The 12,933-nt window shown below is 72.3% G+C and carries 15 protein-coding genes; 7 read left to right on the forward strand and 8 right to left on the reverse strand.

Translation table 11 applies throughout. The features are described from left to right. The first annotated feature begins 28 nt into the window (after positions 1–28). The 3 genes from ACFYQQ_RS16720 to ACFYQQ_RS16730 all read left to right on the forward strand — a co-directional run bounded on the left by ACFYQQ_RS16720 (position 29) and on the right by ACFYQQ_RS16730 (position 1,797). Positions 29–517 (forward strand): phage holin family protein, encoded by a 489-nt coding sequence (locus ACFYQQ_RS16720; RefSeq protein ID WP_355788197.1) that lies wholly within the window; start codon positions 29–31, stop codon positions 515–517. Beyond that, positions 514–1,464, forward strand: a complete 951-nt coding sequence (locus tag ACFYQQ_RS16725; RefSeq protein ID WP_355788194.1) for an alpha/beta hydrolase — start codon at positions 514–516, stop codon at positions 1,462–1,464. The genes ACFYQQ_RS16720 and ACFYQQ_RS16725 overlap by 4 nt, the downstream gene beginning before the upstream one ends. 153 nt (positions 1,465–1,617) lie before the next feature. After that, positions 1,618–1,797 carry a hypothetical protein gene (locus ACFYQQ_RS16730; RefSeq protein WP_355788191.1) on the forward strand — a complete coding sequence of 60 codons (180 nt, stop codon included), beginning with the start codon at positions 1,618–1,620 and terminating at the stop codon, positions 1,795–1,797. Between the two features lie 82 nt (positions 1,798–1,879). Here ACFYQQ_RS16730 and ACFYQQ_RS16735 read toward each other — a convergent pair whose 3' ends face one another. The 3 genes from ACFYQQ_RS16735 to nth form a co-directional block, all read right to left on the reverse strand. Beyond that, positions 1,880–3,079: a MarP family serine protease gene (locus tag ACFYQQ_RS16735; RefSeq protein ID WP_355788188.1), complete on the reverse strand. Its 1,200-nt coding sequence runs from the start codon at positions 3,077–3,079 to the stop codon at positions 1,880–1,882. A gap of 13 nt (positions 3,080–3,092) precedes the next feature. Then, positions 3,093–3,770, reverse strand: coding sequence for a CoA pyrophosphatase (locus ACFYQQ_RS16740; protein WP_355788200.1), 678 nt, complete (start codon positions 3,768–3,770; stop codon positions 3,093–3,095). Between the two features lie 133 nt (positions 3,771–3,903). Continuing rightward, a complete protein-coding gene (gene nth / locus ACFYQQ_RS16745) occupies positions 3,904–4,899 on the reverse strand; it encodes an endonuclease III (RefSeq protein WP_355788185.1) in 996 nt (331 codons plus the stop codon). 425 nt (positions 4,900–5,324) lie between these two features. Between nth and ACFYQQ_RS16750 the strand changes: the two genes are divergently transcribed. Beyond that, a complete protein-coding gene (locus ACFYQQ_RS16750; RefSeq protein ID WP_016642758.1) occupies positions 5,325–5,999 on the forward strand; it encodes a Crp/Fnr family transcriptional regulator in 675 nt (224 codons plus the stop codon). 120 nt (positions 6,000–6,119) lie between these two features. After that, entirely contained in the window at positions 6,120–6,938 is an 819-nt protein-coding gene (locus ACFYQQ_RS16755; RefSeq protein WP_356163800.1) for a nucleotidyltransferase domain-containing protein, read from the forward strand. A gap of 17 nt (positions 6,939–6,955) precedes the next feature. Here the strand turns inward: ACFYQQ_RS16755 and ACFYQQ_RS16760 are convergent, their stop codons facing one another. The 4 genes from ACFYQQ_RS16760 to ACFYQQ_RS16775 form a co-directional block, all read right to left on the reverse strand. Next, entirely contained in the window at positions 6,956–7,786 is an 831-nt protein-coding gene (locus ACFYQQ_RS16760) for an MBL fold metallo-hydrolase (protein ID WP_355791567.1), read from the reverse strand. After that, complete coding sequence (locus tag ACFYQQ_RS16765) at positions 7,783–8,652, reverse strand: NUDIX hydrolase (protein ID WP_355791570.1); 870 nt, start codon at positions 8,650–8,652, stop codon at positions 7,783–7,785. Before ACFYQQ_RS16765 ends, ACFYQQ_RS16760 begins: the two co-directional genes overlap by 4 nt. Positions 8,653–8,752: 100 nt before the next feature. After that, positions 8,753–9,220: a RidA family protein gene (locus ACFYQQ_RS16770; protein WP_355791573.1), complete on the reverse strand. Its 468-nt coding sequence runs from the start codon at positions 9,218–9,220 to the stop codon at positions 8,753–8,755. Next, the gene (locus ACFYQQ_RS16775) at positions 9,217–9,378 is read right to left on the reverse strand and encodes a DUF4177 domain-containing protein (protein WP_010986011.1); all 162 of its coding nucleotides are present in this window, start codon (positions 9,376–9,378) and stop codon (positions 9,217–9,219) included. The genes ACFYQQ_RS16770 and ACFYQQ_RS16775 overlap by 4 nt, the downstream gene beginning before the upstream one ends. A 72-nt stretch (positions 9,379–9,450) precedes the next feature. Between ACFYQQ_RS16775 and ACFYQQ_RS16780 the strand changes: the two genes are divergently transcribed. Together ACFYQQ_RS16780 and ACFYQQ_RS16785 are read left to right on the forward strand one after the other, a co-directional pair. Further along, entirely contained in the window at positions 9,451–10,428 is a 978-nt protein-coding gene (locus ACFYQQ_RS16780; RefSeq protein WP_356163799.1) for an ArsA-related P-loop ATPase, read from the forward strand. After that, positions 10,425–11,927 (forward strand): ArsA family ATPase, encoded by a 1,503-nt coding sequence (locus ACFYQQ_RS16785; RefSeq protein ID WP_355788815.1) that lies wholly within the window; start codon positions 10,425–10,427, stop codon positions 11,925–11,927. Before ACFYQQ_RS16780 ends, ACFYQQ_RS16785 begins: the two co-directional genes overlap by 4 nt. Before the next feature lie 260 nt (positions 11,928–12,187). Here ACFYQQ_RS16785 and wblA read toward each other — a convergent pair whose 3' ends face one another. Continuing rightward, positions 12,188–12,526 (reverse strand): transcriptional regulator WblA, encoded by a 339-nt coding sequence (wblA, locus tag ACFYQQ_RS16790; RefSeq protein WP_059133594.1) that lies wholly within the window; start codon positions 12,524–12,526, stop codon positions 12,188–12,190. Positions 12,527–12,933: the final 407 nt, after the last annotated feature.

Below are 12,933 nucleotides of genomic sequence, written 5' to 3' on the forward strand. Positions count from 1 at the left end.
CGATCACACGCAGAAGAGGGAGATCGCGATGAGCGCACCCGACGGCAGCCCGGTCGGCGCCGAACGCAGCATCGGCCAGCTGTTCGCCTCGGCGACGACCGAGATGTCCGCACTGGTGCACGACGAGATCGCACTGGCGAAGGCGCAGCTCAAGCATGACGTCAAGCGCGGGGCGGCCAGCGGCGGGGCGTTCTCCGCGGCAGGCGCGGTGCTGATCTTCTCCCTGCCGATGCTGAGCTTCGCCCTGGCGTACGGCATCCGGACCTGGAGCGACTGGAACCTCGCGGTCTGCTTCCTGCTCTCCTTCGCCGCGAACGTGCTGGTCGCCGGGGTGCTCGCGCTGATCGGCACGGTCTTCGCGAAGAAGGCCAAGAAGGGCAAGGGCCCGCAGAAGGTCGCCGCCTCGATGAAGGAGTCGGCGGGCGTCCTGCAGAACGCCAAGCCCCACCCCCGTGAGGTGGCGGCGCAGCAGCGTGTCCCGGAGGCCATCGAGGCTGTGGCACGCTCATCCTCATGACGGACCCCGCCACACCTTCGGCTCAACCCGCCTCGGCCGTACGACTCGACGTGCCCGGCGGGAAAGAGGTCGTCCACCGGGACGTCGCGGCCAACGGCGCGCGCTTCCACATCGCGGAGCTCGGTGACGGGCCGCTGGTCCTGCTGCTGCACGGCTTCCCGCAGTTCTGGTGGGCCTGGCGCCACCAGATGGTCGCCCTCGCCGACGCGGGCTTCCGCGCCGTCGCCATGGACCTGCGGGGAGTCGGCGGCAGCGACCGCACCCCGCGCGGTTACGACCCGGCGAACCTGGCGCTCGACATCACCGGCGTCGTCCGTTCCCTGGGCGAGCCCGACGCCGCGCTGGTCGGCCACGACCTCGGCGGCTACCTGGCGTGGACGGCGGCCGTGATGCGGCCCAAGCTCGTCCGCCGGCTCGCGGTGTCCTCGATGCCGCACCCCCGGCGCTGGCGGTCGGCGATGCTCTCGGACGTCAGGCAGACGGCCGCGGGTTCCTACATCTGGGGGTTCCAGCGGCCCTGGGTCCCCGAGCGCCAACTCGTGGCCGACGACGCCGCTCTGGTGGGCCGTCTGATGCGCGAATGGTCGGGGCCGCGCCCGCCGGAGGACGAGGCCGTGGACGCGTACCGGCGTGCCATGTGCATCCCCTCGACGGCGCACTGCGCGATCGAACCGTACCGCTGGATGGTGCGCTCGATGGCCCGTCCGGACGGTATCCAGTTCAACCGGCGGATGAAGCGGCCGCTGCGGGTGCCGACGCTGCATCTGCACGGTTCGCTGGACCCCGTGATGCGCACGCGCAGCGCGGCCGGTTCCGGGCAGTACGTCGAAGCCCCGTACCGCTGGCGGCTGTTCGACGGGCTCGGGCACTTCCCGCACGAGGAGGACCCGACGGCGTTCTCCACCGAGCTCATCAACTGGCTGCAGGACCCCGAACCCGACCGGTGAACTCCCCGCGCGCGTCCGGTCGGTGACCGTTTGGACACGTTCGGCACCCGTCGGCGAACGCCTGTCCTTCGAACAGCCAAATGCCCCGCGCATAGGCCAATTGGGGGCCCGGGAGGCGGTTACCGACCATGAGGCCCGGGCAGACGTCGGGGTATGGGCTGGACGCACGACTACAGTGACGCAGCACGCACCCGTCGCTCGGCCACGGGCCTGAGCTCCCACCAGAGGGGTGCCCCGCAGCTGCCGGGCACGGACCTCAGGTTGGGGATCCCGCACATTCTGCGCCGCCGGGCCCGCTGGGTCTCGGCGCGGCTCCGTCACACCCGCGGCTGACCCGCCGCCGGGGCGTCAGGGCACTTCCGGCCGGGCGGCTCGCCGTACCCCGCGGACCGCTCCTCCTCGGACAGACTCCGCGTCAGAGCGCGCAGCTGTCGCTGTCGACCTGCTGGTTGGCCCTGCGTCCCTTGGTGACATCCTCACGGACCTCGTCCGCGGTGAGCGCGTAGCCGGTCTCGTCGTTGTCGAGCGACTTCGCGAAGACCACGCCGTACACCTTGCCGTCCGGGGTGAGCAGCGGGCCGCCGGAGTTGCCCTGGCGGACGATCGCGTACAGCGAGTAGACGTCGCGCCGGACCGTGCCGCGGTGGTAGATGTCCGGGCCGTTGGCGGTGAGCCGGCCGCGCACGCGCGCGGGCTGCACGTTGTACGAGCCGTTCTGCGGGAAGCCGGCGACGATCGCACCGTCGTCCCTGGTCGCGTCGTCGGACGTGAACCGCAGGGCCGGCGCGCGCAGGTTCGGCACGTCCAGTACGGCGATGTCGCGCTCCCAGTCGTAGAGCACGACCGTCGCGTCGTAGCGCCGGCCCTCGCCGCCTATCTGGACGGTGGGCTCGTCGACTCCGCCGACCACGTGCGCGTTGGTCATCACGCGGCGCTCGCCGAAGACGAAGCCGGTGCCTTCGAGGACCTTCCCGCAACTCTGCGCGGTGCCCATGACCTTGACGATGGACTTCTTCGCGCGGGTGGCCACCGCGCTCTTGGCGAGGGCCGGGTCCGGGGGCTGGACCTCGGTGATCGGCTCGTTCGCGAACGGGCTGAAGACCTGCGGGAAGCCGTTCTGCGCGAGGACCGAGGAGAAGTCGGCGAACCAGGTGTCCGCCTGGGCGGGCAGCGCCCGCGAGACGCCCAGCAGCACCTTGGAGTTGCGGACCTCCTTGCCGAGCGTCGGCAGCGTCGTGCCCGCGAGGGCCGAGCCGATGAGCCAGGCCACGAGCAGCATCGCCACCACGTTGACCAGGGCGCCGCCCGTCGCGTCCAGGGCGCGGGCGGGCGACCAGGTGATGTACCGGCGCAGCTTGTTGCCGAGGTGGGTGGTGAGGGCCTGGCCGACGGAGGCGCAGACGATCACGACGATCACCGCCACGACGGCCGCCGACGTACTGACTTCGGAGTCGTCGGTCATGGCGCCCCAGACCACCGGGAGCAGATAGACCGCGACGAGCCCGCCGCCCAGGAAGCCGATCACCGACAGGATGCCGACGACGAAGCCCTGGCGATAGCCCACGATCGCGAACCACACGGCGGCGACCAGCAACAGGATGTCCAGCACATTCACGGAGGCCACCCTGTCATGCGCGCCAGTCGAGCGGGACCTGCTTCTCCCGGTCCCAGGGCAGCTCCCAGCCCGCGTAGTGCAGGATCCTGTCGATGATGCCGGCCGTGAAGCCCCACACGAGGGCCGATTCGACCAGGAATGCCGGGCCGCGGTGGCCGCTCGGATGAACCGTCGTCGCCCGGTTGGCGGGGTCCGTGAGATCCGCCACGGGGACCGTGAAGACGCGGGCGGTCTCGGCGGGATCGACCGCGTCGACCGGGGTGGGGCGGCGCCACCAGCCGAGCACCGGTGTCACCACGAAGTGGCTCACCGGGATGTAGAGGCGGGGCAGCACGCCGAAGAGCTGCACGCCGCTCGGGTCGAGGCCGGTCTCCTCCTCGGCCTCGCGCAGCGCGGCCCGCAGCGGGCCGTCGCCCTCGGGGTCGCCGTCCTCCGGGTCCAGGGCGCCGCCGGGGAACGACGGCTGGCCCGCGTGCGATCTCAGCGAGCTGGCGCGCTCCATGAGCAGCAGCTCCGGGCCGCGCTCCCCCTCGCCGAAGAGGACCAGCACGGCGGACTGGCGGCCCGCGCCGTCGGCGGGCGGCAGGAAGCGGCTCAGCTGGAGCGGCTTGACCGTCTCCGCGGCGCGCGCCACCGGCTCCAGCCAGCCGGGCAGGCCGTCCTTGCTCAGCGCGATCGGGTCGGCGGGCATGCCGTGTCCGTGCCGCGCGTTGTGGCCCTGGTGTGTGTCGTGGCCCTGGTGCGTATGACTCGCGTGCGTCATCGCCACCCCCGTTCTGCCGGTCTCAACGCGTGCGGGGCCGCGGATCGTTCCGCGCCGCAGGTCATCCGGTGCCCAGGGGCGGTGCCGCGATGCCACCCGCGTCCAGGTAGGCCTGCGGGGGCTTGAGCCGCTGGCCCGGGAAGCCGCCCTTCTCGTACTTCAGGAGCTTCCTCGCCTTCTCGGGGTCCGTCTCGCCCTCCCCGTACGCCGGGCAGAGCGGGGCGATGGGGCAGGCGCCGCAGGCGGGCTTGCGGGCGTGGCAGATGCGGCGGCCGTGGAAGATCACGTGGTGCGAGAGCATCGTCCAGTCGCTCTTCGGGAAGAGGGCGCCGACCGCCGCCTCGACCTTGTCCGGGTCGGTCTCCTCGGTCCACTGCCAGCGGCGCACGAGCCGCCCGAAGTGGGTGTCCACGGTGATCCCGGGCCGTCCGAAGGCGTTGCCCAGCACCACGAAGGCGGTCTTGCGGCCGACTCCGGGCAGCTTGACCAGGTCCTCCAGACGGCCGGGGACCTCGCCCCCGAAGTCGTCCCGAATGGCCTTGGAGAGCCCTATGACCGACTTGGTCTTGGCCCGGAAGAACCCGGTGGGCCGCAGGATCTCCTCGACCTCCTCGGGGTTGGCGGCGGCCAGGTCCTCGGGGGTGGGGTACTTCGCGAAGAGCGCCGGGGTCGTCTGGTTCACCCGCAGGTCGGTCGTCTGCGCGGACAGCACGGTGGCGATCACCAGCTGGAACGCGTTCTCGAAGTCCAGCTCCGGGTGGGCGTACGGGTACACCTCGGCGAGCTCGCGGTTGATGCGGCGGGCCCGGCGGACGAGTGCGGGGTCGGGCTTGGCCGGCGGCGGGGTCTTCTTGGCGGCGGGCGCCTTGCCGGCCGGGACCTTCTTGGCGGTCGCCTTTTTGGCCGGCGTCTTCGCGACCGGCGCCTTCGCGGCCTTCGTCGCCTTCTTGGCGGGGGCCGCCTTCTTCGCGGCGGCGGTCCGGGGCTCGGCGGCCGCCTTCTTCGCTGCGGCCCCCGTCGGGGCGGTGGTCTTCTCGGCGGGCGCCGGCTTCTTCACAGTGGCCTTCGTCTTCTTCGCGGGCTTCTCTGGCTTCTCGGTGGCAGGGCTGCCGGCAGCGGCGGCGGGCGTCTCGGCGGCGGACCGCGCCGGCACCGACGCCGCCGCATTTGTCGGATTACCGGTTCCGTCCGTGGCCTGTTCGCCCACAGCGGAATCACGACGTACAACCACCCGCCCAGCCCCCTTGGCCTGTGCTCTCACCGGCGATTTGGACACCCGGCCAGCCTAAAGCCCGGCACCGACATCCGCCCCGGACCCTGAAGATCGGCCCCCAATTGGCCCCCTGCCGCACTCCCCAGGACGCCGGTGCGGCAGACTTGTGACTGATCACACTGTTTGGACCGCCCGGCAAAATGGGGAACACGGTCCCCTGGCACACGGGGGAGCAAGATCCCCTGAGCAGGTCGACAAGGAGAGAACTCGTGGACGACGTTCTGCGGCGCGCCCCGCTCTTCGCGGCGCTCGATGACGAGCAGGCCGCGGAGCTCCGCGCCTCCATGAGTGAGGTGACCCTCGCGCGCGGTGACGCTCTGTTCCACGAGGGCGACCCCGGGGACCGGCTGTACGTGGTCACCGAGGGCAAGGTGAAGCTCCACCGCACCTCCCCCGACGGCCGGGAGAACATGCTGGCCGTCCTCGGCCCCGGTGAGCTGATCGGCGAGCTGTCGCTGTTCGACCCGGGCCCGCGTACGGCCACGGCCAGCGCGCTCACCGAGGTCAAGCTGCTCGGCCTCGGCCACGGCGACCTCCAGCCCTGGCTGAACGCGCGGCCCGAGGTGGCCGCCGCCCTGCTGCGCGCCGTCGCCCGGCGCCTGCGCAAGACCAACGACCAGATGTCCGACCTGGTCTTCTCGGACGTGCCGGGCCGCGTGGCCCGCGCGCTGCTCGACCTCTCCCGCCGCTTCGGCGTGCAGTCGGAGGAGGGCATCCACGTCGTGCACGACCTGACGCAGGAGGAGCTGGCCCAGCTGGTCGGCGCCTCGCGCGAGACGGTCAACAAGGCACTCGCCGACTTCGCCGGCCGCGGCTGGCTCCGGCTGGAGGCCCGCGCCGTGATCCTCCTGGACGTGGAGCGCCTCGCGAAGCGCTCGCGCTGACGCCTTCTTCCGCCGTACGACGACGGGGTCCCGCCTCCGGGCGTGGCCCCGTCGTCGTCGTGGCCGCCCGTTCCCGCCCTCCGCCGATCGGGCGTCCGAGGGGTCGGGCAGAGTGGGGGCGTGGACGGACGTGTGCGGCGCAGGGGGCTCGACGCCCAGGGGTACATCGCCCGCGAGGGGTCGCTCGCGAAGGTCCCGCCCGCCTTCCGGCCCCTGGTCGCCGCCGCACGCACGCGCGTGGCCGACGTCTTCGGGGCTCGACTGGACAGCGCGTACCTGTACGGCTCCGTCCCGCGCGGCACCGCGCGCCCGGGCCGCAGCGACCTGGACCTGCTACTCGTGCTGCGCGACGAGCCCACCGAGGCGGACCGGGCCGACGCCCGGCTCCTCGACGCGGCCCTCGACCGGGAGTTCGACCAGATCGACGGTGCCGGGACCCTGCTGGTGAGCCGCGTGCAGGCCGTGAGCGATCTGGAGCGGCACGACCTCGGCTGGTTCCTCGCCTGCCTGTGCACGCCCCTGCTCGGCGCGGATCTCGCCGTACATCTGCCGCGCTACCGCCCCGATTCCCTGCTCGCCCGGGAGACCAACGGCGACCTCGCGCTGCTGCTGCCCGGCTGGCGTGAGCGCGTCCGGGAGGCGGGCGACCGCGAGGAGGCGCTGCGCCCGCTGGTGCGGGGGATGTCCCGCCGTCTGGTCCGCACCGGCTTCACGCTCGTCATGCCGCGCTGGAACGGCTGGACGAGCGATCTGCGGGAGATGGCCGAGGCGTTCGGCACGTACCACCCGGAGCGGGCCCCGCAGATGCGCGAGGCGGCCCTTCTCGGGTACGAGCCGCGCGGGGACCTCGCCGTCCTGCGGGCGTACACCGACGACCTGGGGCCGTGGCTGGCCGGGGAGTACGCGCGCGTGCACGGCGTCAAAGCGCCCCGGCCCTGAGCACCCCCGAGGGGACGTCAGATGAGACCGTGCTCCTGGAGGTAGTCCAGCTGGGCCCGTACCGACAGCTCCGCCGCCGGCCACAGCGAGCGGTCGACGTCTGCGTACACGTGGTCGACGACCTCTTCAGGTGCACGGAAGCCGTTCTCGACCGCCGTCTCCACCTGCGCCAGCCGGTGGGCCCGGTGGGCGAGGTAGAACTCGACCGCGCCCTGGGCGTCCTCCAGGACGGGCCCGTGGCCCGGCAGGACGGTGTGGACGCCGTCGTCGACCGTCAGGGACCTCAGCCGCCGCAGGGAGTCGAGATAGTCCCCCAGGCGGCCGTCGGGGTGGGCCACGAGGGTCGTGCCGCGACCGAGCACGGTGTCCCCGGTCAGGACGGCCCGGTCGGCCGGGAGATGGAAGCACAGCGAGTCGGAGGTGTGCCCGGGCGTCGGCACGACCCGCAGTTCGAGGCCGCCGACGGTGATGACGTCCCCATGGGCGAGCCCCTCGTCACCGAGCCGCAGCGCCGGGTCCAGCGCCCGCACCTTCGTGCCGGTCAGCCCGGCGAACCGCGCGGCGCCCTCCGCGTGGTCCGGATGGCCGTGCGTGAGCAGCGTGAGCGCGATCCGCTTGCCGGCCCGCCGGGCCGTGTCCACGACGTTCCGCAGGTGTCCTTCGTCCAGGGGGCCCGGGTCGACGACGACCGCGAGGTCGGAGTCCGGCTCGGACAGCAGCCAGGTGTTGGTGCCGTCCAGGGTCATCGCGGACGCGTTGGGGGCCAGGACGTTCACCGCGCGCTCGGTGGCGGGGCCGGACAGGACCCCGCCGCGCGGCTGTCCGGGAAGGGCTGCTGCTTCCGTCATGCGGGGGCTCCACCGGTCGGGATGTGCTTGGTGAACTCGTCGTGCCCCGGCCAGGACAGGACCACCTCGTCGCCCTCCAGGCGGGCCCGCGCCAGCACGGGGGTCAGGTCGCGGTCCGGCGCGGCGGCGAGGGCCTCGGCCGCCGTGCCGTACGGGAGCAGCTGACGCAGCGTCGCGATGGTCGGCGGCATCATGAGCAGCTCGCCCTTGTCGTACCCCGCCGCCGCGTCCGCGGGCGTGATCCACACCGTGCGGTCGGCCTCCGTGGAGGCGTTGCGGGTGCGCTGCCCCTCCGGGAGGGCGGCGACGAAGAACCAGGTGTCGTAGCGGCGCGGCTCGAACTCGGGGGTGATCCAGCGGGTCCAGGCGCCGAGCAGGTCCGACCTCAGGACGAGTCCCCTGCGGTCCAGGAACTCGGCGAAGGACAGGTCCCGGGCGACGAGGGCCGCGCGGTCCGCCTCCCAGTCCTCGCCCGTGGTGTCGCCGACCACGGTGTCCGGGGTGGGCCCGGCGAGCAGGACACCGGCCTCCTCGTACGTCTCCCGGACCGCCGCGCAGACGACGGCCTGGGCGGACGTGTCGTCCACGCCGAGCCGGTCCGCCCACCACGCGCGCGTGGGACCCGCCCAGCGGATGTGGCGCTCGTCGTCGCGGTGGTCCACGCCGCCGCCCGGATACGCGTACGCGCCCCCGGCGAAGGCCATGGAGGCGCGTCTGCGCAGCATGTGCACCACGGGGGCGCCTTCGGTGTCCTTGAGCAGCATGACGGTGGCCGCCCGTCGCGGGGCGGCCGGTGTGAGGGTGCCGTCCGCGAGCGCACGGATCCGCTCGGGCCACTCCGGTGGGTACCACTGCCCATTCGCCATGGCGGGAGGCTATCCCGTGGCGCGCTGATGTTCGAGAGCGGCCGTCGGGCCGCCCCCCGGGGGTGGCGCCCGGACCGGACGCCCGCCCCGGGGCGGCAGGTCACGCCTCGGTCAGCTCCACCTGGATCTCGACCTCGACCGGCGCGTCCAGCGGCAGGACCGCCACGCCGACCGCGCTGCGGGCGTGCACGCCCTTGTCGCCGAGGACCTCGCCCAGCAGCTCGCTCGCGCCGTTCAGGACACCCGGCTGGCCGGTGAAGTCCGAGGCGGAGGCGACGAAGCCGACGACCTTCACGACACGCGCGACGCGGTCCAGGTCGCCCGCCACGGACTTGACCGCGGCGAGGGCGTTCAGCGCGCAGATTCGCGCCAGGTTCTTGGCCTCCTCGGCCGTGACCTCGGCGCCGACCTTGCCGGTCACCGGAAGCTTGCCGTCCACCATCGGCAGCTGGCCGGCCGTGTAGACGTACACGCCGGAGCGCACGGCCGGCTGGTAGGCGGCCAGCGGCGGTACGACCGCCGGCAGCGTCAGGCCGAGCTCCCGGAGCCTGGACTCGACGGCACTCATGCCTGCCTCTCCCGCTTCAGGTAGGCCACCAGCTGCTCGGGGTTGTTCGGCCCGGGCACGACCTGGACGAGCTCCCAGCCGTCCTCGCCCCAGGTGTCCAGAATCTGCTTCGTGGCATGGACGAGCAGAGGCACGGTTGCGTATTCCCACTTGGTCATGTGGCCGACTGTATCCGCTGTTATCCACAGCCTCCCGCGTAGCCCGGGCGCGGACTGGTTAGGCTCGAAGACGTGAGCAGGCTCCAGGTCGTCAGCGGCAAGGGCGGTACCGGCAAGACCACGGTAGCCGCCGCCCTCGCGCTCGCCCTCGCGACCGAGGGCAAGCGGGCCCTCCTCGTCGAGGTCGAGGGCAGACAGGGCATCGCGCAGCTCTTCGAGACAGAAGCGCTGCCCTACGAGGAGCGGAAGATCGCCGTCGCTCCCGGCGGTGGGGAGGTGTACGCACTGGCCATCGACGCCGAGCTGGCCCTTCTGGACTACCTCCAGATGTTCTACAAACTCGGCGGCGCGGGACGCGCCCTCAAGAAACTCGGCGCCATCGACTTCGCGACCACCGTCGCGCCCGGCGTCCGGGACGTCCTCCTGACGGGCAAGGCCTGCGAGGCCGTGCGCCGCAAGGACAAGAGCGGGCGCTTCGCCTACGACTACGTGGTGATGGACGCGCCCCCGACGGGCCGCATCACCCGCTTCCTGAACGTGAACGACGAAGTGGCCGGCCTGGCGAAGATCGGCCCGATACACAATCAGGCGCAGGCCGTCATGCGCGTCCTGAAGTCCCCCGAGACGGCCGTCCACCTGGTGACCCTCCTGGAGGAGATGCCCGTCCAGGAGACCGCCGACGGCATCGCCGAACTGCGCGCGGCCGGACTGCCGGTGGGCCGGCTCATCGTGAACATGGTGCGTCCCGCCGTACTGGACGGGGCCGACCTGGAGTTCGCCGGTGCCGTCCCGCGCACCGCCCTCGCCAAGGCGCTCTCCTCGGCCGGGCTCGGCGGCGCCCGTCGCGGCGGACTCGCCGAGCGGCTCGTGGAGCCGCTGCTCCAGCAGGCCGAGGAGTACGCCGAGCGGCACGTCCTGGAGCACGAACAGCGCGCCGTGCTCCAGGAGTCCGGCCTGCCCCTGCACGAACTGCCGCTGCTCGCCGAGGGCATGGACCTCGCGGGCCTCTACGAACTGGCCAAGGAACTGCGTCAGCAAGGGATCTCATGAGTCCGGACCCGGCACGCACCCAGGGCCACGGCCCCGCACACGAAACGGCCCGCGCGATCGACTCCGCACACGTCCTGGACATCGACCCGCTGCTCGACGACCCGAAGACCCGCATCGTGGTGTGCTGCGGCTCCGGCGGCGTCGGCAAGACGACCACGGCGGCCGCCCTCGGGCTGCGGGCCGCCGAGCGGGGCCGCAAGGTGGTCGTGCTGACCATCGACCCGGCCCGCCGGCTCGCCCAGTCGATGGGCATCGACTCCCTGGACAACACCCCCCGCCGCGTGAAGGGCGTCGAGGGCGACGGCGAGCTGCACGCCATGATGCTCGACATGAAGCGCACCTTCGACGAGATCGTCGAGGCGCACGCGGACCGCGATCGGTCGGCCGCGATCCTGAACAACCCCTTCTACCAGTCGCTTTCGGCGGGCTTCGCGGGCACGCAGGAGTACATGGCGATGGAGAAGCTCGGGCAGCTCCGCTCCCGCGAGGAGTGGGACCTGATCGTCGTCGACACGCCGCCCTCGCGTTCGGCGCTGGACTTCCTGGACGCCCCGAAGCGGCTGGGCTCGTTCCTGGACGGCAAGCTGATCCGGGTCCTGATGGCGCCGGCGAAGGTCGGCGGACGCGCGGGGATGAAGTTCCTGAACGTCGGGATGTCCATGATGACGGGCACCCTCGGCAAGGTGCTGGGCGGTCAGCTGCTCAAGGACGTCCAGACGTTCGTGGCGGCCATGGACACCATGTTCGGCGGCTTCCGCACGCGCGCGGACGCCACGTTCCGGCTGCTCCAGGCGCCCGGCACGGCGTTCCTGGTGGTGGCGGCCCCCGAGCGGGACGCGCTGCGCGAGGCCGCGTACTTCGTGGAGCGCCTGGCCGCCGAGAACATGCCGCTGGCGGGCCTGGTCCTGAACCGCGTGCACGGCAGCGGCGCGGCCCAGCTGTCCGCCGAGCGGGCCCTCGCCGCCGCGGAGACCCTCGACCTCGCCGCCGCTGAGCACGCCCCCGAGGGCGCGGACGAGGACGGCTCCTTCGCCGCGGGCGACGACGGGGCCACGACCACGCGGGACACCGGCCCGGCGACCACGCAGGACGCGGCCCCGGCGGTCGCGGAGGGCGGCGACTCCACGGCCGTAGAAAATCTTGACGGCACCGGCATTGTGGATCAGGGGGACGGGAAAGCTGGACTTCGTAACTCTCCCGACACGTACGGCAGTTCAGAAACTCCCGCCGGCCAGAATCCCGCTCCCGCCGCAGGCTCCCCCGCCCCGGACGGAGCAGTCGAACAACTCACCGCAGGCCTGCTGAGGCTGCACGCCGAGCGCATGCGGCTGCTCTCCCGCGAGCAGCGCACGCGCGACCGCTTCACCGCACGCCACCCCGAGGTGGCGGTGGCCGAAGTGGGCGCGCTGCCCGGCGACGTACACGACCTCGCGGGGCTGCGGGACATCGGGAACCGGCTCGCGGCCCATCGGCCGGAGCTGCCCGAAGCAGACGTCTGAGACGAGGCACGGCCGGCGGCGCACGCCTCCAGGCCCCCCGGCCGACCTGCACCGCCCGGAAGCGGCGCGTGTGGCCGAAGGCCCGGCCGAGCGGCACGGGGGCCGGCGTCTGCCCGAAGCCCTGCGCCCGCGCCTGCAAAACCCCCTGGCGTGCACGACGGGCGACGCGCCCTTCGTGCCGCGGGGTGGTGGGAACGGACTCGACAGACCCGCCGCCGCTGCCCCGAGGGGGCGGCGTCCGGGTCCGAGGGACGGTCCCCTCAGCCCACCGCCGCGTAGTTCTCGTACACCTCTTCCTCGTCGAGGGGCAGCAGTCCGGCCCCGCGCTCGTACTCCGTACGCGCGGTCTCCAGCAGCCGGCGCCAGGACGTCACGGTCGGCCGCCTGCGCAACAGTGCGCGGCGCTCCCGCTCCGTCATGCCACCCCACACGCCGAACTCGACGCGGTTGTCCAGCGCGTCGGCGAGGCACTCCGTGCGCACCGGACATCCGGTGCACACCGCCTTCGCCCGGTTCTGCGCTGCTCCTTGAACGAACAGTTCATCCGGATCGGTAGTGCGGCAGGCCGCCTGCGCACTCCAGTCGGTTACCCAGCCCATACCGGCGCCGTCCTCTCCCGAATCGAGGCTCCCCCACGGCGGCAGCGGCATATTCACCGCCGCCAGTTGAGGACGTTACGGAAGGTGGGCACAGCGCAACACCCCCTTCGGGCCCAATCTTGAATGGTCCGAACGGACTATGCGTAAGCGGCAGATCACCCGGGGGAGTGAGCGGAGGACATACGTGAGCTTCCCGGCCAACCGGGACAGTTCAGTTGAGTCACAACGGACGCCTGATGACACACAAGGCGGATTCGGACACGCCCCCCACAAATAATCGGGAGACCTCCGGAACGATTCGGGGTCGCCGGACGTACTTGATACGTGGCCCTGCTGCTGTGACAGTTGAGAGCAGCTTAGGCCAAGGCATATACGCGTGTCCGGCGAATGAGAACGTAGGCTGCCCT

This window comes from Streptomyces sp. NPDC005496 (genome assembly GCF_042872045.1).
In the GTDB taxonomy this organism is placed as follows: Bacteria; Actinomycetota; Actinomycetes; order Streptomycetales; family Streptomycetaceae; genus Streptomyces.

What these genes read in the sequence shown, in the direction of transcription:
- ACFYQQ_RS16720 (WP_355788197.1), top strand. Translation starts at nt 29, where the DNA reads ATGAGCGCACCCGACGGCAGCCCGGTCGGCGCCGAACGCAGCATCGGC.
- ACFYQQ_RS16725 (WP_355788194.1), top strand. Translation starts at nt 514, where the DNA reads ATGACGGACCCCGCCACACCTTCGGCTCAACCCGCCTCGGCCGTACGA.
- ACFYQQ_RS16730 (WP_355788191.1), top strand. Translation starts at nt 1,618, where the DNA reads ATGGGCTGGACGCACGACTACAGTGACGCAGCACGCACCCGTCGCTCG.
- ACFYQQ_RS16740 (WP_355788200.1), bottom strand. Translation starts at nt 3,770, where the DNA reads ATGCCCGCCGACCCGATCGCGCTGAGCAAGGACGGCCTGCCCGGCTGG.
- ACFYQQ_RS16760 (WP_355791567.1), bottom strand. Translation starts at nt 7,786, where the DNA reads ATGACGGAAGCAGCAGCCCTTCCCGGACAGCCGCGCGGCGGGGTCCTG.
- ACFYQQ_RS16765 (WP_355791570.1), bottom strand. Translation starts at nt 8,652, where the DNA reads ATGGCGAATGGGCAGTGGTACCCACCGGAGTGGCCCGAGCGGATCCGT.
- ACFYQQ_RS16770 (WP_355791573.1), bottom strand. Translation starts at nt 9,220, where the DNA reads ATGAGTGCCGTCGAGTCCAGGCTCCGGGAGCTCGGCCTGACGCTGCCG.
- ACFYQQ_RS16775 (WP_010986011.1), bottom strand. Translation starts at nt 9,378, where the DNA reads ATGACCAAGTGGGAATACGCAACCGTGCCTCTGCTCGTCCATGCCACG.
- ACFYQQ_RS16785 (WP_355788815.1), top strand. Translation starts at nt 10,425, where the DNA reads ATGAGTCCGGACCCGGCACGCACCCAGGGCCACGGCCCCGCACACGAA.
- wblA (WP_059133594.1), bottom strand. Translation starts at nt 12,526, where the DNA reads ATGGGCTGGGTAACCGACTGGAGTGCGCAGGCGGCCTGCCGCACTACC.